The organism is Paraburkholderia gardini, from assembly GCF_907164545.1.
Classification (GTDB): Bacteria; Pseudomonadota; Gammaproteobacteria; order Burkholderiales; family Burkholderiaceae; genus Paraburkholderia; species Paraburkholderia gardini.
The window spans coordinates 1-17837 of the sequence record NZ_CAJQZB010000044.1 but is presented as its reverse complement, the minus strand read 5'-3'; the positions used below and the strand labels follow the sequence as shown (position 1 = coordinate 17837).

At 60.8% G+C, this 17837-nt stretch carries 23 protein-coding genes; 7 read left to right on the top strand and 16 right to left on the bottom strand.

Annotation, left to right across the window (positions count from 1 at the left end; translation table 11 throughout):
- Position 1 precedes the first annotated feature (1 nt).
- Positions 2-424, bottom strand: a complete 423-nt coding sequence (locus tag LPA37_RS24090) for a rubrerythrin family protein (RefSeq protein ID WP_228980541.1) — start codon at positions 422-424, stop codon at positions 2-4.
- A 391-nt stretch (positions 425-815) separates the two neighbouring features.
- Here LPA37_RS24090 and LPA37_RS24085 point away from each other — a divergent pair, with 391 nt between their 5' ends.
- Positions 816-1175 (top strand): DUF3564 domain-containing protein, encoded by a 360-nt coding sequence (locus LPA37_RS24085; RefSeq protein ID WP_228980545.1) that lies wholly within the window; start codon positions 816-818, stop codon positions 1173-1175.
- Between the two features lie 69 nt (positions 1176-1244).
- Here LPA37_RS24085 and LPA37_RS24080 read toward each other — a convergent pair whose 3' ends face one another.
- Positions 1245-1823: a phospholipase D family nuclease gene (locus LPA37_RS24080; RefSeq protein ID WP_228980547.1), complete on the bottom strand. Its 579-nt coding sequence runs from the start codon at positions 1821-1823 to the stop codon at positions 1245-1247.
- Positions 1824-2113: 290 nt separating this feature from the next.
- On the opposite strand from LPA37_RS24080, the gene LPA37_RS24075 reads away from it, so the two are divergent.
- A complete protein-coding gene (locus tag LPA37_RS24075; RefSeq protein ID WP_229013907.1) occupies positions 2114-2659 on the top strand; it encodes an Mpo1 family 2-hydroxy fatty acid dioxygenase in 546 nt (181 codons plus the stop codon).
- Here LPA37_RS24075 and rarD read toward each other — a convergent pair.
- Positions 2656-3552 carry an EamA family transporter RarD gene (gene rarD / locus LPA37_RS24070; RefSeq protein WP_229013906.1) on the bottom strand — a complete coding sequence of 299 codons (897 nt, stop codon included), beginning with the start codon at positions 3550-3552 and terminating at the stop codon, positions 2656-2658. The two genes, LPA37_RS24075 and rarD, sit on opposite strands and share 4 nt — an antisense overlap.
- A gap of 470 nt (positions 3553-4022) precedes the next feature.
- On the opposite strand from rarD, the gene egtD reads away from it, so the two are divergent.
- Positions 4023-4991, top strand: a complete 969-nt coding sequence (egtD, locus tag LPA37_RS24065) for an L-histidine N(alpha)-methyltransferase (protein ID WP_229013905.1) — start codon at positions 4023-4025, stop codon at positions 4989-4991.
- A gap of 55 nt (positions 4992-5046) precedes the next feature.
- Here the strand turns inward: egtD and LPA37_RS24060 are convergent, their stop codons facing one another.
- On the bottom strand, positions 5047-5343 hold the full coding sequence (locus LPA37_RS24060) for an acylphosphatase (protein ID WP_229013904.1): 297 nt from the start codon (positions 5341-5343) through the stop codon (positions 5047-5049).
- Between the two features lie 202 nt (positions 5344-5545).
- Here LPA37_RS24060 and hpnA point away from each other — a divergent pair, with 202 nt between their 5' ends.
- Positions 5546-6559 (top strand): hopanoid-associated sugar epimerase, encoded by a 1014-nt coding sequence (gene hpnA, locus LPA37_RS24055; RefSeq protein WP_228980557.1) that lies wholly within the window; start codon positions 5546-5548, stop codon positions 6557-6559.
- Between the two features lie 114 nt (positions 6560-6673).
- Complete coding sequence (locus LPA37_RS24050; protein WP_229013903.1) at positions 6674-7204, top strand: hypothetical protein; 531 nt, start codon at positions 6674-6676, stop codon at positions 7202-7204.
- A 54-nt stretch (positions 7205-7258) separates the two neighbouring features.
- Here the strand turns inward: LPA37_RS24050 and LPA37_RS24045 are convergent, their stop codons facing one another.
- Together LPA37_RS24045 and LPA37_RS27755 are read right to left on the bottom strand one after the other, a co-directional pair.
- A complete protein-coding gene (locus LPA37_RS24045) occupies positions 7259-8437 on the bottom strand; it encodes a glycosyltransferase (RefSeq protein ID WP_229013902.1) in 1179 nt (392 codons plus the stop codon).
- Positions 8434-8568 carry a hypothetical protein gene (locus LPA37_RS27755; RefSeq protein WP_267478193.1) on the bottom strand — a complete coding sequence of 45 codons (135 nt, stop codon included), beginning with the start codon at positions 8566-8568 and terminating at the stop codon, positions 8434-8436. Before LPA37_RS27755 ends, LPA37_RS24045 begins: the two co-directional genes overlap by 4 nt.
- 308 nt (positions 8569-8876) lie before the next feature.
- On the opposite strand from LPA37_RS27755, the gene ispH reads away from it, so the two are divergent.
- Together ispH and hpnH are read left to right on the top strand one after the other, a co-directional pair.
- Positions 8877-9821, top strand: coding sequence for a 4-hydroxy-3-methylbut-2-enyl diphosphate reductase (gene ispH, locus LPA37_RS24040; protein ID WP_228980562.1), 945 nt, complete (start codon positions 8877-8879; stop codon positions 9819-9821).
- A 10-nt stretch (positions 9822-9831) separates the two neighbouring features.
- On the top strand, positions 9832-10986 hold the full coding sequence (gene hpnH, locus LPA37_RS24035; RefSeq protein ID WP_229013901.1) for an adenosyl-hopene transferase HpnH: 1155 nt from the start codon (positions 9832-9834) through the stop codon (positions 10984-10986).
- Positions 10987-11155: 169 nt separating this feature from the next.
- Here hpnH and LPA37_RS24030 read toward each other — a convergent pair whose 3' ends face one another.
- The 10 genes from LPA37_RS24030 to LPA37_RS23985 form a co-directional block, all read right to left on the bottom strand.
- Positions 11156-11767, bottom strand: a complete 612-nt coding sequence (locus LPA37_RS24030; protein ID WP_229013900.1) for a hypothetical protein — start codon at positions 11765-11767, stop codon at positions 11156-11158.
- Between the two features lie 83 nt (positions 11768-11850).
- Complete coding sequence (locus LPA37_RS24025; protein WP_229013899.1) at positions 11851-12213, bottom strand: hypothetical protein; 363 nt, start codon at positions 12211-12213, stop codon at positions 11851-11853.
- Positions 12214-12219: 6 nt separating this feature from the next.
- The gene (locus LPA37_RS24020; protein ID WP_229013898.1) at positions 12220-13011 is read right to left on the bottom strand and encodes an RHS repeat-associated core domain-containing protein; all 792 of its coding nucleotides are present in this window, start codon (positions 13009-13011) and stop codon (positions 12220-12222) included.
- Between the two features lie 254 nt (positions 13012-13265).
- The gene (locus LPA37_RS24015) at positions 13266-13811 is read right to left on the bottom strand and encodes a hypothetical protein (protein WP_229013897.1); all 546 of its coding nucleotides are present in this window, start codon (positions 13809-13811) and stop codon (positions 13266-13268) included.
- A complete protein-coding gene (locus LPA37_RS24010) occupies positions 13808-14131 on the bottom strand; it encodes a hypothetical protein (protein ID WP_229013896.1) in 324 nt (107 codons plus the stop codon). Before LPA37_RS24010 ends, LPA37_RS24015 begins: the two co-directional genes overlap by 4 nt.
- Before the next feature lie 90 nt (positions 14132-14221).
- Entirely contained in the window at positions 14222-14644 is a 423-nt protein-coding gene (locus LPA37_RS24005) for an Imm50 family immunity protein (RefSeq protein ID WP_229013895.1), read from the bottom strand.
- A gap of 200 nt (positions 14645-14844) precedes the next feature.
- On the bottom strand, positions 14845-16452 hold the full coding sequence (locus LPA37_RS24000) for an RHS repeat-associated core domain-containing protein (protein ID WP_229013894.1): 1608 nt from the start codon (positions 16450-16452) through the stop codon (positions 14845-14847).
- The gene (locus tag LPA37_RS23995; RefSeq protein WP_229013893.1) at positions 16449-16697 is read right to left on the bottom strand and encodes a hypothetical protein; all 249 of its coding nucleotides are present in this window, start codon (positions 16695-16697) and stop codon (positions 16449-16451) included. Before LPA37_RS23995 ends, LPA37_RS24000 begins: the two co-directional genes overlap by 4 nt.
- A gap of 3 nt (positions 16698-16700) precedes the next feature.
- Positions 16701-17180 (bottom strand): Imm50 family immunity protein, encoded by a 480-nt coding sequence (locus tag LPA37_RS23990; RefSeq protein ID WP_229013892.1) that lies wholly within the window; start codon positions 17178-17180, stop codon positions 16701-16703.
- Between the two features lie 19 nt (positions 17181-17199).
- Positions 17200-17837, bottom strand: a 638-nt coding sequence (locus LPA37_RS23985) for an RHS repeat-associated core domain-containing protein (RefSeq protein WP_229013891.1), incomplete at its 5' end; no start/stop codon positions are given.

The following is a 17837-nucleotide window of genomic DNA, read 5'->3' as shown; positions in this document are numbered from 1 at the left end:
GTCAGTCGACCAGCGCGTCGAGTGCCTTCGTATAGCGATTCGCGTGACTGCGCTCCGCTTTCGCGAGCGTTTCGAACCAGTTCGCGATTTCATCGAAGCCTTCTTCGCGCGCCGCCCTGGCCATGCCCGGATACATATCGGTGTATTCGTGCGTTTCGCCAGCAATCGCAGCCTCCAGATTCAGACGCGAAGACCCGAACGGCAAGCCCGTCGCCGGATCGCCGGTCGCTTCGAGATATTCGAGGTGACCGTGTGCGTGCCCGGTCTCACCTTCGGCGGTCGAACGGAACAGCGCGGCGACATCGTTCTGTCCCTCGACGTCGGCCTTGGCTGCGAAATATAGATAACGACGATTCGCCTGCGATTCGCCAGCGAACGCGGCCTTCAGATTTTCTTCGGTTCTGGAGCCCTTGAGCTGTGACATCTGATGCCTCCATCCGTGCCTGCATTGTGGGTGCGCGCTGGACATCGGTGCGTCTCTTTACGCGCTTTGAGAGCACATGCCGACGCCACACGCCGGATGTGCCTCTTTAAATCTAGGAGTTGCGCAACCCGTTCCCCAATTGTGTTTTTCAATGCAGCCGATAGTCGAACGCGGCGGTTTTCACGCTTTTTGCGTCTTTCAGGCGGGCATTTTTCACAATAGCTGACGCCCGCTGCCTTGCCGCTGTCATGGCGCGTGGGTCCGCGCAAGTATTCCGTAACAAGTGCCCGATGCAATTTGCGGGAACGTCTTGCTAATACATTGCTCCGACCTAGACTGAAGGCATCCCGCGTCTCCACGTTCGTCATCTATCTTTCGTCCGGAGCTCCCAATGCGCCTCACGATTTTGATCAACGGGTCGGATCCCAGCGTGAATCACGATTACGCTGTGCTCTGGCTCGATACCGAGCAGCATCGATGGTCCAGAGAAGCACATCAGGGCATCGACTTCCCCGCATGGGGGGAAGTGCATGATGTCGATGGCGTGACGACGCTGTGCGCACCGCGCGACGACGAGCCGCTTTGCACGTTGCGCGGCCTGCATGTCGATCGCAAGCTGCGCGTGAGCGCGGCGCAAGGCTCGGCGGCATGGTCGTCGGCGGTGGCGCATGCGCCGATGAGCGGCTACTGGCGGCTGCAGGCCGTCGACCGCCAGCCCGTGCATGCCGAACATGGCGTGTTCGACAACTGATGCTGTTTGACGCGGCGCGGCCGTGATTCCGATGCGCGAAGCGCGGCATCTGGAATGCTGTCCGGGCGATCAGTACGGCGTGGAGACCCTGAAGCGCTCGTTCCAGTTGTCGACGTACGCTCTCACGATCCTGTCGTCACCGCGCACGAGAAACCCGTTCTCGGCGTTGCGTTCCTGAGCCGATTTCGTGAAGTTGAACGAACCGGTGAAAACGCTTGCGTTATCGAACACCATGACCTTGTTGTGCGCGATCGCCGGTTTCGTGTCGATCACAACCGGAATGCCCGCATTGCGCAGGAACGTCGCGCTCGAATATCGCTGCGAAACCTGGCTCTTGTCGAGAATGACGCGAACGTCCACGCCGCGATCTTTGGCGCGCTTGACGGCGGCGGCGATCGGCGCGCTCGTGAACGAGTAAGCCTGGATCAGCAGCGTGCGCCGCGTGTTGTTGATTTCGTCGACGAGAAGATCCTGGCAGCTTGCGCCGTTCGGCACGAAACAGACCCTGTACGACGCGCCCGGCGCAAATGGCACGCCAGGCTCCGCGTGCGAAAAAAGCTGTTTGCTCCACGTGGACAGCGAGGACTCCGCGTGGGCGACGGACATTGAGAACGCTAAAGCCGCGACGGCAAGAATACGTACACGCATGCGATGTTTCTGACCCGGAAGTGCCGTTCGGAAGAGCGTGAAAGTATATCGGCATGGCAACGCCTTCGCGATCTTTTCGACACCTTTTCGGCGACGTGAAGCATTCCGTCGTTCGATCACAGGCGCGAAATCACATGTTGCGTGACAGCGTGTCGATAAGCGCCACTTCGCTGCCAGTCGAGGAAAGACTCGAATTCATCGACCGGTTTCCGTGCGAAATTGTCGGCTACCCGCAGGTTTGAAATGACTTTGCCGGCGGTTATGAAGAATTCGATCCGGGGACGTCATCCATGAGAACACTCACCGAACAGTTGACGCAGTACGCGGCGTATCATCGCGACCGCCGCAATATCGCCACGCACTTCGTCGGCATTCCCATGATCGTGCTTGCCGTTGCCGTGCTGCTGAGCCGGCCCGCGCTCGCCTTCGCCGCGTTGCCGTTCCCGCTTTCCCCCGCGTGCGTGCTGGTCGTCGTCATGGCGCTTTACTACCTCGTGCTCGACGTGCCGCTCGGCATCATGATGGCCGCGGCGCTTGCGCTGTGCGTCGCCGCCGGCCAGTGGCTCGCCGCGCAGTCCACGCTGACGTGGCTCGTTTCCGGTGTGGGCCTCTTCGTGGTCGGCTGGGTGTTCCAGTTTGTCGGCCACGTTGTGTATGAACATCGCAAGCCGGCGTTCGTCGACGATCTGACCGGACTCGTCATCGGTCCGCTCTTCGTACTCGCCGAAGCGTTGTTTGGCCTGGGCTGGCGCCCCGCGCTACGCAAAGCCGTCGAGGTGCGGGTCGGCGCGACTCGCATCAATCCCGCCGCGCCGGTTCCCGCGCAGCGACGCTAGCGCGGCGCGAAGCGCACAAGGCGCACGCCATGCAGCGCGGTCAGCGCGACGGCGATCCAGATCGGCCCGTAAGTGGCCAGCTGCGCGGCCGTAAGCGTCTCGCGCAGCAGCGTCACCGATACGATCACGAGCAGCACCGGCTCGACGTAGCCAAGAACGCCGAAGAGCGCCATCGGCAACAGCCGGCTCGCCTTCAGATACGACGCGAGCGCAACGGTGCTGAGCGCGCCGAGTCCCGGCAACAATAAAAACCACATGTCGTAGCGGCCAGCGAGCAATGCGAGCGACCCGCCTGTCACGACAAACGCAATCGCGACAGGAAAAAGCAGCGCCACTTCGAGCGCAAACGCAGTCAGCGAATCGGCGTTTATCTTGCGGCGCAACACGAAATACGGCGGATAGCCGAGCGCGACGAGCAACGTCGGCCAGGAAAATGCGCGCGTCATCCACAGTTCATGCGCGACGCCGAGCGCCGCGCATGCGACAGCCAGCCATTGCAGCCCTTCAAGACGCTCGTGATAGTAAAAGCGCCCGACAAGCACCATGGTCAGCGGCAACAGGAAATAGCCGAGCGAGACTTCGAGCATGCGGCCGTGCAGCGGCGCCCACAGGAAAACCCATAACTGCACGCCAAGCAGCGCGGCGCTTACCACCAGTGCAAACCCGATGCGCGGCTGTCTGAGCGCGCGCAGCGCGAGTTCGCGTAACGCCGGCAGCCTTCCCCGCAACGCGATCAGAAGCAGCGCGCCGGGCACGGTCCAGATGATTCGCCACGCGAAGATATCGAGGCCCGTGAGCGGCGCGAGCAGCTTTGCATAGGCCGAAAGCAATGCGAACAGTGCCGAAGCGCCCACGGATAACGCGATGCCGCGTCCCGGCTCATACGGGTTCATCGATCCGCCGGCAGCGATACCGCGGCATTCGAGCTGCGCAGCACGCGCTGAACCTGCCCGGCAAACGGCAAAACACCTGCCGTGCCACGCTCAAAAGAGGCGTCTTTCATTTTCATCACAAAGATTCGTAGAGGCGGGCGGCGCATCGGAAAAGGGGCAGCTGTCACCGCCGCGTAAAAGCAAGCCCGCATTCTAGACGCAGACGCGTCGCCCCGATCGCTGCATTTATTCCGTGCGCATCGGCTCCCGATGGACTAGAACGTAACTTCACCCGTCAGCAGCGATTCCGGTTTAGGGATAACCTTTCGCGTCGAACCGCTTCGCACGTGCAGCCGACAAGCGCGATTCTTGCTTCAACGCACGTCCTTGCCATCATCAGCGCGGGCACGTACCCGCCTTTCCGACGCGCGCGTCACCGATGCGCGCCAACCCGCACGGCCAGCAGCCACCACCGAAAAGAGGAACACTGCATGACTCAGCCTGCGCTATTGCAAGAAGTGACACCCGGATTTGCCGCTGAAGTCTGCGCCGGCCTGACAAAGGCGCCGCAAAAGGAATTGCCGTCGAAATACCTTTATGACGAAGTGGGCTCCGCGCTCTTCGAAGTGATCACGGCGTTGCCCGAATACGGCGTCACGCGCTCGGAAGAGCGCCTCTTGGCGCGTCACGCCACCGACATCGTCGCGCAGCTTTCACCTGATGTGACCGTCGCCGAACTCGGCAGCGGCAGTGGCCGCAAGACCCGTCGAATTCTTGAAGCACTGTGTAAAAAGCGTCCCACTTCTTACTGCCCGATTGAAATTTCGCGCACCGCTTTGCAATTGTGCCGGCGCGAGCTGGGCGATATCGAACGGATTTCGATTGTCGGTTATGAGAAGGATTATCTGGCGGGGCTCGCGGAAGTCAGCGAAAAGCGGCCGGACGGAGAGCAACTGCTGGTGCTGTTCCTTGGCAGCACGATCGGCAATTTCGGGCGGCTCGCGGCGACACGTTTTCTGCGCGACATCCGCATGATGCTGAAGCCGGGCGACGCGCTGCTGCTCGGCACGGACCTCGACAAACCGGTGCCGACGCTCGTCGCTGCCTACGACGATCCGATCGGCGTGACCGCGGCGTTCAACCTGAACCTGCTCGCGCGGATCAACCGCGAACTCGACGGCGATTTTCCGCTCGATGCGTTCGAACACGTCGCGCGCTTCAATCCGGAAGTGCGCAGCATCGAGATGCATCTGCGCGCGAAACGGCGTGTGAGCGCGCATGTCGCGGCGGCACGGCTCACGGTGACGCTGGAAGAAGGCGAAACGATCTGGACGGAAAGCAGCCACAAATATCGCGCCGACGAAGTCGGGCCGATTGCCGGCGATGCGGGCTTCACGTGCCAGCATCAATGGATCGAACGCGATTGGGGCTTTGCGGAAAGTCTGCTGGTGGCGCGCTAGTTCTTGCGGGAAGCGCGGCGCGGCATGCGCGGCGCGCGTTTCGCTTCGCATGCGTCTAGTGCTGCTCGAAGCGCTCGTAGCGTTTTTCGGTCGACCGTTCTTCGCCGCTGACTTCGGTCACGCGTGCCGAAGGCGGTCCGTGACGCAGCCACGACAGCATCCGGTCGACCTGGTTGGCAGTGCCCTGCAGCATCGCTTCCACCGAGCCGTCCTCGAGATTGGCGACCCAGCCCCGGATGCCGAGCGCGTGCGCCTGACGCACGGTCGCGTGACGAAAGCCGACGCCCTGCACCATCCCGCGCACACGCACGTAATACGTTTCGATTCGTGAATCCAGATCTGGCGCAGTCATGCCGGCTTCTCCTGACTATCTTTTCAAGCCGGCATTCTAGTCGTCCCGCCGGATTGATGCTGGCTTGCACGGCATTGCGGCACGCGCCGGTGACCGCTTCGCGCGCTCCACGTACAATCCGTCGACCATTCACCCGGCGCAGCCCGCTTTCGCACGCCCACGCGAACGAAACGCCGCGCGCCATGCAGGGAAACCGAAACGGATGACCGATCAGAATCGCGATCTGGTGCTCGTCACCGGCGCCTCCGGCTTTGTCGGATCGGCAGTGGCGCGCATTGCACAGCAAAAGGGTTTTGCGGTGCGCGTGCTCGTGCGCGCGACGAGTCCGCGGCGCAACGTCGAGGCGCTCGACGCGGAAATCGTCGTGGGCGACATGCGCGACGAGGCGTCGATGCGCGCCGCGCTGCGCGGTGTGCGCTACCTCTTTCACGTCGCCGCGGATTACCGTCTGTGGGCACCGGACCCGCTCGACATCGAGCGCTCGAACCTCGAAGGCACCGAAGCGACGATGCGCGCGGCGCTCGCCGAAGGCGTCGAGCGGATCGTGTACACGAGCAGCGTGGCCACGCTGAAAGTGACGAGTTCCGGCCAGTCCGCCGATGAAACCTCGCCGCTCACACCCGACAAGGCAATCGGCGTGTACAAGCGCAGCAAGGTGCTGGCCGAGCGCGCGGTGGAACGCATGATCGCGCAAGACAGGCTGCCCGCCGTGATCGTCAATCCGTCGACGCCGATCGGCCCGCGCGACGTCAAGCCGACGCCGACCGGGCGCATCATCGTCGAAGCGGCGCTCGGCAAGATTCCGGCGTTCGTCGATACCGGCCTGAACCTCGTGCACGTCGACGACGTCGCCGCCGGGCACTTTCTGGCGCTGGAACGCGGCAACATCGGCGAGCGCTACATTCTGGGCGGCGAAAACCTGCCGCTGCAGCAGATGCTCGCAGACATCGCGAATCTCACCGGCCGCAAGCCGCCGACGATCGCGCTGCCGCGCTGGCCGCTGTATCCGCTGGCCGTCGGCGCGGAAGCAGTCGCGAAGTTCACGAAGCGCGAGCCGTTCGTCACGGTCGACGGGTTGAAGATGTCGAAGAACAAGATGTACTTCACGTCGGCGAAGGCGGAGCGTGAACTCGGCTATCGCGCGCGCCCGTATCGCGAAGGCTTGAGCGACGCGCTGCAGTGGTTCCGGGAGGCGGGTTATCTGAAGAAGGCATGAGCGCTGCTGCCGTACGGCACGCACACGCACTTTGTTACAACGTCGGCCGGCCGGCATCCGTTCAGGGCCGTGCGCAGCGGTTAAAATCGCCGGTCTTACCAGAGAAAGTCTCGCATGAATCTTCAAGAACAGATTGGCGCGCTCGAAACGGGCGTCGATCAGCTCCATCAGCTCATCCAGGTCGCGCTCGCCCCGAAGGCCACGGCTATGACCGCCGCGGAATCCGCGGCAGAAGTGGCATCGGAGGCTGCCGCTGAAGCCGGCGTCGACGCGGCTATGTCGCCCGGGCCCGCTGAACTGGACGCTCCCGTTGCCGGTGAAAAGCCTGCGCTCAGCATCGCCCGTCCGGCGCAGAACGAAATCACGATGACGATCGGCGGCCAGACCGTCTCGCTGCATACCGAACAGGTCGGTCAACTGATCGAGGAACTGGCGAACGCGCGCGCGTCGATGACACCCGAGCCGCCGGGCGGCCTGCCGACAGGCTGGCGCTTCGTATCGACGAAGAATCCGGTGATGGCCGCGCAGAAGCAGTCGAACGGCGACCGTCTGCTGGTACTGCGTCACACCGGCCACGGGTGGGTGCCGTTCACGTTCTCGCCGGAGATGGTTGTCCAGATGTACGCGATGCTGACGCAGCGTTGATGCAGAAGGCGGCGCATTGCGCGCCGCCCTCGCCGTTTGCGGTTCCGGGCGGTTCTAGCGCTCCTGCACCGGCGCCTGAACCCGCGCTTTCCACTGACCGCCCTTGCCGCGCCAGTACCGCACCGCCGAAGCGAACGTCGCGCCGACATAGAACAGCGCGACGAGCGGCAGGAACGGCGCCCACAGCGGCGAGCGGCCGTAGTACCGGAGCATCGGCGCGTAGGCGCAACACATCAGCGCCCAGGCAAGCCACGCCGGCCAGCCGAGCGGGCCAAGCACGAGCGCCACGACCGGCGGAACCAGATAGATGACCGCCATGCCCACAAGCGTTCCGGCCAGCAGCCAGCCGTTGTAGCGCAGCTGCGTGAACGCCGTGCGCGCGATCATGTTCCAGATGTCCTTCCAGCTGTCGTAGGGCCGCAACGAAACGCTGCGCGCCGCGACGTCCAGCCGGATCGGATGACGCCCTTCGCCGCGATGCTTGATACGCGCCGCAAGGCTGCAGTCGTCGATCAGTTCGGCGCGAATCGACTCGATGCCGCCGGCTTCCTCGAGCGCGGTGCGCCGCACCAGCATGCAGCCGCCGGCGGCCGCTGCCGTCCTGTTGCGCGGGTTGTTGACCCACGAGAACGGATAAAGCTTCGCGAAAAAGAACACGAACGCCGGGATCAGCGCCTTTTCCCAGAAGGAATCGCAGCGCAGACGGACCATCAGGGAGACGAGATCGCGCTTTTCTTCCTCGGCGCGCACGACAAGCTGCGTCACGGCATCGCCCGGATGGCCGATGTCGGCGTCGGTGAGAAGCAGGAAGTCGGCGGCCAGGCCGAGCGTTTTGACAGCCTCGATGCCCTGCGACTGCGCCCAGACCTTGCCGGACCAGCCCGCCGGAAGCGGCTTCGCGGCCAGCACGGTCAGCCGGTCGGCACATTGCAGCTGGAGCGCGGCGGCGCGGGCGGCGTCGGCGGTGCCGTCGGTGCTGTGGTCATCGACGACGATCACGTGGAACGCGCCCGCGTAATCCTGACCCAGCAGCGAAGCGACCGCCCGGGCGATCACGTCGGCCTCGTTGCGGGCCGGCACGACCGCGACCACGGCTGGCCAGCCTTCGCTGCCGCGCGGTTTCGCGGCCAGTGGAACTGCCGGACGCGTGCGCCAGAACCCGCCGCGCGCGAGCAGCAGCACACCCCAGATCAGCAGGGAAAGACACGAAAGTGCAAACAGAACCAGGATCATGCGTTGCCCTCAACCGACAGGTCTCGCGCGGAAACGGCCCATTCCGGCGCCCGGTGCGGCAGTTCGCGTGCGACGCGGGCGCGGACATATTCGGGGCGGTCGACCTTCATCCTGCGAGTCTTGAAATGCATCCGGTGATCCGGACAGTGAAGCGGCCCGTGAGGCGGCCAGCAAACGCAGCCGTTACAAGCGGGTACCGCAAGGTCCGATAGTTTAAGGGTTCCGCACCCGCGCTGCAGCGAGTCATTATTGCCGCGGCGTTTGTGGTATCGGACATGTCCTGGAAAGCGCGTCCTGGCCGATCGCGTTAGAATGCGCGTTTGGTTTTCGGTGTGCCGGCTCCGGTCGGACTCAATACACCATCTAATATGATGTCGCGGCGATAAGGTCGTTTTTACCGACTTCTTCGAAACCCGCGTCAGTCGGAGTTCGCCAGCCTATGCGAGTCATCCTTGCTCAACCCCGCGGCTTTTGTGCGGGCGTTGTCCGCGCGATCGAGATTGTCGATCGCGCCTTGCAGCAACACGGGGCGCCCGTTTATGTGCGCCACGAAATTGTCCACAACCGTCATGTGGTCGATAACCTGCGCCGGAAAGGCGCCCGTTTCGTCGAGGAGCTCGACGAGGTGCCCCAGGGCGCCGTGGCGATTTTCAGCGCGCACGGCGTCGCCCAGACCGTCGAGCGTGATGCGGAACAGCGCGGCCTCGACGTGCTCGACGCAACCTGCCCGCTCGTCACGAAAGTGCATGTTCAGGGTCGTCAGTACGTAGGCTCCGGCCGCACGCTGATTTTGATCGGACATGCCGGGCATCCGGAAGTCGAAGGGACGATCGGCCAGATTCCCGGCAAGGTGCTGCTTGTGCAAAGCGAGGCCGAAGTCGGTACGCTCGATCTGCCGCTCGACACGCCGCTTGCGTACGTCACGCAGACCACGCTTTCGGTCGACGACACACGCGACATCATCGACGCGCTGTTGCGCCGCTTCACCGACATCGTCGGCCCGGATACGCGCGACATCTGCTACGCGACGCAAAACCGCCAGGCGGCGGTGCGCGAACTGAGCACGCAGGTCGATGTGCTGCTGGTCGTCGGTGCGACGAACAGCTCGAACTCGAACCGTCTGCGCGAAATCGGCGGCGAAACGGGTGTGCCGAGCTACCTCGTCGCCGATGGTTCCGAAGTGCGGCCGGAGTGGTTTGCGCATGCGCAGACCGTCGGTATCACGGCGGGCGCGTCGGCGCCGGAGGAAATGGTTGAAAACGTGATCGATGCGCTGCGCGCATTGGGGTCCGTCGAAGTCACGACGATGTCGGGCCGAGAAGAGAAAGTTGAATTCAAGTTGCCGTCAAAGCTGACGCAACCACTCGCTGCACGCGAAGTTTAAGGAGGACGTCTTGTCTATTCCGTTTCTGCAAAAATTCCGGGTCGGCGCATACATCATGCGTCAGCACCTTTCAGGCAACAAACGCTACCCGCTCGCACTGATGCTGGAACCGCTGTTCCGCTGCAATCTGGCGTGCAATGGCTGCGGCAAGATCGACTATCCGGATCCCATCCTGAACCAGCGGCTTTCGCTGGAGGAATGCCTTGGCGCTGTCGATGAATGTGGCGCGCCGGTGGTTTCCATTGCAGGCGGCGAGCCGCTGCTGCACAAGGAAATGCCGCAGATCGTCAAGGGCATCATGGCGCGCAAGAAATTCGTGTACCTGTGCACGAACGCGCTCCTGATGGAAAAGAAGATGGACGATTACGAGCCGAATCCGTACTTCGTCTGGTCGGTTCACCTCGACGGCGACAAGGAAGCGCACGATCACTCCGTTTCGCAGGAAGGCGTGTACGAGAAGGCCGTCGCCGCGATCAAGGAAGCGAAGCGCCGCGGTTTTCGCGTCAACATCAACTGCACGCTGTTCAACGACGCGGTGCCGGAGCGTGTTGCCGCGTTCTTCGACACGCTCGGGCCGATGGGCGTCGACGGCATCACGGTGTCGCCGGGCTACGCGTACGAACGCGCGCCGGACCAGCAGCACTTCCTGAACCGCGACAAGACCAAGCACCTGTTCCGCGAGATCTTCAAGCGCGGCAACAATGGCAAGAACTGGTCGTTCAGCCAGTCGAGCATGTTCCTCGACTTCCTGGCCGGCAATCAGACGTACGAATGCACGCCGTGGGGCAACCCGGCGCGCACCGTGTTCGGCTGGCAAAAGCCATGCTATCTGGTCGGCGAAGGGTATGTGAAGACCTTCAAGGAACTGATGGACACCACGCAGTGGGAAAACTACGGTACGGGCAACTATGAAAAGTGCGCGGATTGCATGGTCCACTGCGGGTTTGAAGCGACGGCCGTGATGGATACGGTCACGCATCCGCTGAAGGCGCTGAAGGTCGCGATTTCGGGCCCGAAAACGACCGGGGCGTTCGCGAAGGATATTCCGTTGGACAAGCAGCGTCCGGCGGAATACGTGTTCTCGCGTCACGTCGAAATCAAGCTGGAAGAGATCGGGCGGACGGGGAAGGGCAAGAAGGTGGAAAGGGCGGCTGCGGCGCATTGAGCGGCGGCGGTCTTTTGCCTTCGATAAGAGGCGCAACGGTTTTGGCCGTTGCGCCTTTTTCATTTCACTTCAACGATTCGAAAGAGGGTGCCATCGGTTCTCTTGTCGCCTTGAGCGCGGCGTCTGCGTCTCCGGCCGATAGTGCATTGGCCAGTTTCGCCCAAACGCTTCAGGTTTTTTGCTGATCGTACAGCCAGCTCTTCGCATTCGTCGCCGCACCTTCGTACTGCACCAGCGGCGCATCCACGCCTGGACCAAACACATATCGCCGCGTGAGCTTGCCCGCAGCATCGTATTCAGCCGCCAGATTCGGTCCGTCATACAGCAGGTTCGTCTGCGCACCGTTCACCGTCGTCCGGACCAGCCGCCCTTCCGGATCGTAGCCGAGCGTCGCGCTCGTGCCCGAGCGGCTCGCCGTCTTCATCCGGTTGTCCAGGTCGTAGCCGTACGTCCACACCCCGTCGCCCGTCAGGTTGCCGTTGCGGTCGTACGTCACCGCCCTGCCCGCCGTTGCCGTGTACCGGTTCAGCGCGTTCGCCGTATACACAGCGGTCGATACCGCCGGCGTCCACGCGTACCGGCTGTTCGTCACGCTGGTCTGCCTGATGTTCCCCAGCAGATCCCGCGTGAAGCTCGACAGCCAGTCTTCGGTGCTGCTCGTGAAGCGGTGGTTCAGGCTCTGCAGCCAGCCCTGACTGTCGTACGCGAGTTCGGTGCGCGTGCCGTTGCCCAGATCCACCTGCGTGCGACGGTTCAGCGTCGCGCACCGCAGAGTCATCATCTCCGCCGACTAGAACAACGAAGGACCGCGCGCGACCTTTCATCTTCATCACCTACCGGTGATCGTTACCGCCCCACACCATGTCAAGCTGAATCGATCCGCAGTGAATCAAACTCGATGGCAAGCTCGGCACCGAGGCTGGAGTACATGAACGCGACCTTCGCCCCTTTCCGCGTCGAAAGCCGTTCGCCCTTGTTCAAGACAGCACTCACGACCTCGTAATTTTTGTCAGCCGCCTCGATGATTTTGATGCTGTATACGATGTTCAACAGACCAAGGCATTCAAGGTTAAAGCACGTCACGCCTTCGAACGTCACGGACACGCGTTCATTTCCAAGATACAGGCCAAGGATCAGTTCACGAGGTTCTTCATTCGGTCCGAGGATTAGGCGATCTAAGTACCAGTCGTGAAAATTATTCCATTTCGTCAGCGTTGAATCTTCCATTTTTCATTACCAAGGTGGTATCGAAACAGGCCACCCGTTGTCACGGCTGGTACCGGTCCAATTGTGAGCGTGTGGGTTCGCGTTTCCGTGATGGGCTTCGAAGTCGATGTCCGTCAGCGCAGACCCGTTCGGGCCGTACATACGCAACTGTGGCATTTTTCCCGGCATACTCGAAGCCCACGTTCCTGGCTCACCGTGAAAGGGCATACCGGCAACCCGAACCGGGTCCCCCATTGTCGCCTTCGGCATGCTGAACGTCGGCGCATCAAGCTTCGGCGCACTTACGGCCACCTGAACCGGAGTACTTACGGTAGCAGCCGGCGCACTGCTCGTCGACGCAAAGCCCGATGCCGCAATCATCCCCGTCGGATCAGTGAAGTTCACCGGGTTGTTCTTCACATACACATACAGGTTCAGATCGTCAGCGGTGCCCACCGGATCCGTCTGCAGGAACCGTCCGAGTGTGGGCGAATACATCCGCGCCTTGTAATAGTAAAGCCCCAGCGCAGCCAGATACTGCTGCCCCGTATACCCGAAGCGCGACGCCGGTGTGCCATCCGTCTCGCCAAACGGCCCATACGCCTGACTTGCGATCGTCGCACCCGTGCCGTTGGCCAGCGCCACCACGCTGCCCTGCTGGTTCGCGTACAGCCAGCTCTTCGCGTTCGTCGCCGTACCTTCGTACTGCATCAGCGGTGCATCCACGCCTGGACCAAACACATATCGCCGCGTGAGCTTGCCCGTCGCGTCGTACTCACCCACCAGATTCGGCCCGTCATACAGCAGGTTCGTCTCCACACCGTTTACCGTCGTCCGGACCAGCCGCCCTTCCGGATCGTAGCCGAGCTCACCGACGCATATGCGAGAAAGCGCTCTGTGCTGGGTGAGTTTGCATCATTATTTTGTGTAGTCATGCATATTTCCTATCACTGAGCCACGAAACAGACTATCGCTACGCATGGCTAATCATCATGCCCGACCACGGATGACCAAATGACTGGGGGCCGCGCTAGCGGCCCCCAGTTTATGGAACAGTATCCCTTAGCAATCGCTTAGTTTTTGTCCGGGTCACCCGTTGACTCAACCGCCACTAAGCCATTGTTTGTATATCCCACGGACGACCCGCCCTTAGAATGCAACTGCCATTGATTTTCATCCGGATCGACGCTCGGGTTCCAATCGTGCCTCGGCCGCAGATTTAGACTGGCTCCCATGTCAAACTTCAATGCGCATAACTTTGTCGCCTCAACGCCACGCACAGAAACAAGATACTGCCCCTCGACGCTCCGAAACAGATTTTCCATATCGTCTACATCATCGCCTTGGCTGACCGATCTTTGCTCGCTAGTCAGCGTCCAATCGCAACCCAAGACGAGAAGTGACCAAGTCCCGGTCACAAAGACCCGACGTCTACGGAGGCTAATCTTTGATTTCTCCGAGGTCTCCGGCCTTGGTTCGATGGGTTCACGAATCCGCAGATACGGATCCCCAAATTCAATCAAGAAGCAACTTCCGTGAGTCTGCTTAATAGAAAAAACAATCTTCCCTATCAGCGGAGAAAAAATCTTACTTATGCTTTCCATTTGATTGCTCGTCATTTGTTAAACATGTCCCTTCCGCGCTCGAGAATCTCGTGATATCCCAAACCCTGCCCACTAATTTCTTCATGCAACGACCGCGCCTGACCCGGAGTTAAGCGGAGCTTGACGACAACATCGTTAAACTGCTTGTTCTGAGCCTGATTGTTTCCCGGCGTACCGCTGGAACCAGCGACCTGAATCGCATCCCCCACTGCCGCTTGCGGCATGCTGAACGTCGACGCATCAAGCTTCATCACACTGGCAGACGTCTGGACTGGCGCACTTACAGTAGCAGCCGGCGCACTGCTCGTTGAAGCAAACCCCGATGCCGCAATCATCCCCGTCGGATCCGTCCGCAGGAATCGTCCGAGTGTGGGCGAGTACATCCGCGCCTTGTAATAGTAAAGCCCCAACAGGATCCCATCGCCTCACTTTGAACCTGATGTTGCATGTATTGCAATGACCCGAATAGAAGAGCACTTGAATTTTATATCGATACCAGCTAACGGCACGAGATCAAACTCGATCCGCCCATCGGAATTCGATTTAATAGTCAGCTCATCAACCCATCCGCCCGCAGAGAAATTATTAAGCACAAAATTTGCATCGGAGATATCAAAACACCGAAATTCGACGATGCAATCGGGCCCCGGATGAACCCATTGTAGACTATCCTGCCCTTTATGTCTGATCCTGATATTCATATCGGCGACATTTCTTCCGTCGAATTCAGTTAATTCGATTGCGAGCCCTACCAGTTGTGCGTCGTGAAAGCTCGGCCAGTAACCGTACATAGTACGCACAAGCATGCTATTTTGAACGCACTGCTCACCCAAGGCGTTGTTGTCCATCTATATCCTCCTAAATTCTATCCAGTATTAATTTTCAAATTATTTTTATTCTGATCACCCATTGATCAGCGATCAAATATTTGATATCGGCTATACGAGGTTAAGCGCTACGCAATTTGGCCTACCCCGGAATTCCACACGACCATTCTAGAACCTCACGCTGTCCCCACGCTCTTGGCGCGGGGAACCCGCTTCTCTATTTAAAATACCGATTGGCCGTCGCCACGTATCCCATTTCGCCAAATGTGGATGTGAGGAACCAGTCCATTGTGTGGGTGGCTGGTATCGTAATCCAAAAGAGGTTTTCCATCGTTACCATACCTCCTCGCGTCACCCGATTGGGGAATTACATAAAGGCTCCCGGGATCGCCTGTAAAGGGCCGTCCGCGCTGTGCAACCACAGTCGTACTGCCAATGTCCGCCTTCGGCATCACGACCGCCGGACCGTCAAGCTTCGGCGCACTCACAGGTGCCTGAACGGAAGCACTGACAGTAGCAGCCGGCGCGCTGCTCGTTGAAGCAAACCCCGATGCCGCAATCATCCCCGTCGGATCAGTGAAGTTCACCGGGTTGTTCTTCACATACACATACAGGTTCAGATCGTCAGCGGTGCCCACCGGATCCGTCTGCAGGAATCGTCCGAGTGTGGGCGAGTACATCCGCGCCTTGTAATAGTAAAGCCCCAACGACGCCAGATACTGCTGCCCCGTGTACCCGAAGCGCGACGCCGGTGTGCCATCCGTCTCGCCAAACGGCCCATACGCCTGACTTGCGATCGTCGCACCCGTGCCGTTGGCCAGCGCCACCACGCTGCCCTGCTGGTTCGCGTACAGCCAGCTCTTCGCATTCGTCGCCGCACCTTCGTACTGCACCAGCGGTGCATCCACGCCCGGACCAAACACATATCGCCGCGTGAGCTTGCCCGCAGCATCGTATTCAGCCGCCAGATTCGGTCCGTCATACAGCAGGTTCGTCTCCACACCGTTCACCGTCGTCCGGACCATCCGCCCTTCCGGATCGTAGCCCAGCGTCGCGCTCGTGCCCGACCGGCTCGCCGTCCTCATCCGGTTGTCCAGGTCATAGCCGTACGTCCACACCCCGTCGCCCGTCAGGTTGCCGTTGCGGTCGTACGTCACCGCCTTGCCCGCCGCGCCCGTGTACTGGTTCAGCGCGTTCGTCGTGAACGCGGTGCTCGATGCCGCCGGCGACCACGCGTACCGGCTGTTCGTCACGCCCGCCTGCTTGATATCCCCCAGCTGGTTGCGCGTGATGCTCGACAGCCAGTCCTCGGTGCTGCTCGTGAAGCGGTGGTTCAGGCTCTGCAGCCAGCCCTGACTGTCGTACGCGAGTTCGGTGCGCGTGCCGTTGCCCAGATCCACCTGCGTGCGACGGTTCAGCGTGTCGTAGCTGTACTTCGCCAGACTCACCGTGCCGTTCTCCAGCAGCTGCACCGGACGACCGTAGCTGTCGTACGTGAGCGCCACGTGGAAGCCGTCCGGCCACGCGATGTCCGTCACGTTGCCCGCCGCGTCGTGGCTGTAGCGCAGCGTGCGACCCGCCGCACTCGTCTGCGTGAGCTGCCCCAGTGCGTCGTAGCTGTTCGTCACCGTATGGCTGCCGTCGGTGTATTGCGACGCGGTCTTCAGTCCGCGCAGGTCGTAGCTGTACTGCACGTTGCCCACCCCACCCGGGAACGTGCGCGTCGCCAGCCGGTCCAGCGCGTCGAAGGTTTGACTCACCGACTGGCCGTCGCGCTTCCTCAGCGTGATCAGGTTGCCTGGCAATCGCTTAGGTTTTGTCCGGATCACATCGCCTGAATCTCCAACGACTCAAACTCGACAAACAATTCGGCACCGAGAGTCGCGGTAATGGCCGCTATGTTCTTTAACGGCTTGTTACGCCCCCAAGGATACGAATTATCCAAGGCTTCAAGCGCAGGCTTGTACTCCGCAGCATCAGCCTCCGTTAGAACCTTCATTGAGTAAATAATGTTCTGTATCAGAAAGTCAGTCACCAGGCACCGCGACGCACCAAGGATTTTAGATATCAGCATCGTTTAGCTCGGAACAAATAGCGTGTCCCGATCATAAGGCCGAATCGACTCAACGATGACTTCGTGACATGTCACGACGATATCCAGACCAATGTTAGGGTTGAGATCAAACCTCACCAGGCCATTGTCCATCTTCGTGAGGTTAACATCTCTGATCCAAGCTTCCTCGAGCATTGCGTTAATGTCGATGTCTGCTGCCTTAATATTCAGCAAATCCACGGTGACGATGTAATCGGAACCGCCTTCAGGCGGGCGTGGCCCAAAACGATTGTGGGCGATCTCCAGCGTCAGATCGACAAGATCTCGATCACAACCCGATGGCAGCGGCTTGCCTTCGTCATCAACAAAGGAACGTCTCGCTCGTCGCATACAAAAGCTTCGAACTGACGAGTCGTGGAATGAGGGATATTCACCGAGCACGTTCTGGAGCAGTTTCCCATTCCGTGCAAACTCCCAGCCAAATGTGTTCTCTGAAGGGTTCATCGCTACTCTCTAGATCGGTTCATCGCGTCGGTATGGGCGACATCGGCAGGTGAGTCGGGTCACGTTTGCCGTCGAAAAAATTGTGACCATGGGCTTCACCGTGACTTTCATGATACTGAGCAGTCAGGTTGCCGGCACCGTCAAAGTAATCTGTATCAAGGCCGTTCGGATTCAACCGGAAGCCACCGGGCGGATTGCCCGTCATCGAGACACCGCGGGCAGCAACCTGAACCACCGCCTGATTCCCCGCCGCTGCCGTCGGCATGCTGAACGCTGGCGTATCAAGCTTCGGCGTACTCACGGCCACCTGAACCGGAGCACTTACGGTAGCAGCCGGCGCACTGCTCGTCGACGCAAAGCCCGATGCCGCAATCATCCCCGTCGGATCCGTGAAGTTCACCGGGTTGTTCTTCACATACACATACAGGTTCAGATCGTCAGCGGTGCCCACCGGATCCGTCTGCAGGAACCGCCCCAGCGCCGGCGAGTACATCCGCGCCTTGTAATAGTAAAGCCCCAACGACGCCAGATACTGCTGCCCCGTATACCCGAAGCGTGACGCCGGTGTGCCGTCCGTCTCGCCAAACGGCCCATACGCCTGACTTGCGATCGTCGCACCCGTGCCGTTCGCCAGCGCCACCACGCTGCCCTGCTGGT

Excerpts from the sequence above, each read along its gene's own strand:
- LPA37_RS24090 (WP_228980541.1), bottom strand. The coding sequence starts at position 424 with ATGTCACAGCTCAAGGGCTCCAGAACCGAAGAAAATCTGAAGGCCGCG.
- LPA37_RS24085 (WP_228980545.1), top strand. The coding sequence starts at position 816 with ATGCGCCTCACGATTTTGATCAACGGGTCGGATCCCAGCGTGAATCAC.
- LPA37_RS24080 (WP_228980547.1), bottom strand. The coding sequence starts at position 1,823 with ATGCGTGTACGTATTCTTGCCGTCGCGGCTTTAGCGTTCTCAATGTCC.
- LPA37_RS24075 (WP_229013907.1), top strand. The coding sequence starts at position 2,114 with ATGAGAACACTCACCGAACAGTTGACGCAGTACGCGGCGTATCATCGC.
- rarD (WP_229013906.1), bottom strand. The coding sequence starts at position 3,552 with ATGAACCCGTATGAGCCGGGACGCGGCATCGCGTTATCCGTGGGCGCT.
- egtD (WP_229013905.1), top strand. The coding sequence starts at position 4,023 with ATGACTCAGCCTGCGCTATTGCAAGAAGTGACACCCGGATTTGCCGCT.
- LPA37_RS24060 (WP_229013904.1), bottom strand. The coding sequence starts at position 5,343 with ATGACTGCGCCAGATCTGGATTCACGAATCGAAACGTATTACGTGCGT.
- hpnA (WP_228980557.1), top strand. The coding sequence starts at position 5,546 with ATGACCGATCAGAATCGCGATCTGGTGCTCGTCACCGGCGCCTCCGGC.
- LPA37_RS24050 (WP_229013903.1), top strand. The coding sequence starts at position 6,674 with ATGAATCTTCAAGAACAGATTGGCGCGCTCGAAACGGGCGTCGATCAG.
- LPA37_RS24045 (WP_229013902.1), bottom strand. The coding sequence starts at position 8,437 with ATGATCCTGGTTCTGTTTGCACTTTCGTGTCTTTCCCTGCTGATCTGG.
- LPA37_RS27755 (WP_267478193.1), bottom strand. The coding sequence starts at position 8,568 with ATGCATTTCAAGACTCGCAGGATGAAGGTCGACCGCCCCGAATATGTC.
- ispH (WP_228980562.1), top strand. The coding sequence starts at position 8,877 with ATGCGAGTCATCCTTGCTCAACCCCGCGGCTTTTGTGCGGGCGTTGTC.
- LPA37_RS24030 (WP_229013900.1), bottom strand. The coding sequence starts at position 11,767 with ATGATGACTCTGCGGTGCGCGACGCTGAACCGTCGCACGCAGGTGGAT.
- LPA37_RS24025 (WP_229013899.1), bottom strand. The coding sequence starts at position 12,213 with ATGGAAGATTCAACGCTGACGAAATGGAATAATTTTCACGACTGGTAC.
- LPA37_RS24015 (WP_229013897.1), bottom strand. The coding sequence starts at position 13,811 with ATGACGAGCAATCAAATGGAAAGCATAAGTAAGATTTTTTCTCCGCTG.
- LPA37_RS24010 (WP_229013896.1), bottom strand. The coding sequence starts at position 14,131 with ATGATTGCGGCATCGGGGTTTGCTTCAACGAGCAGTGCGCCGGCTGCT.
- LPA37_RS24005 (WP_229013895.1), bottom strand. The coding sequence starts at position 14,644 with ATGGACAACAACGCCTTGGGTGAGCAGTGCGTTCAAAATAGCATGCTT.
- LPA37_RS23995 (WP_229013893.1), bottom strand. The coding sequence starts at position 16,697 with ATGCTGATATCTAAAATCCTTGGTGCGTCGCGGTGCCTGGTGACTGAC.
- LPA37_RS23990 (WP_229013892.1), bottom strand. The coding sequence starts at position 17,180 with ATGAACCCTTCAGAGAACACATTTGGCTGGGAGTTTGCACGGAATGGG.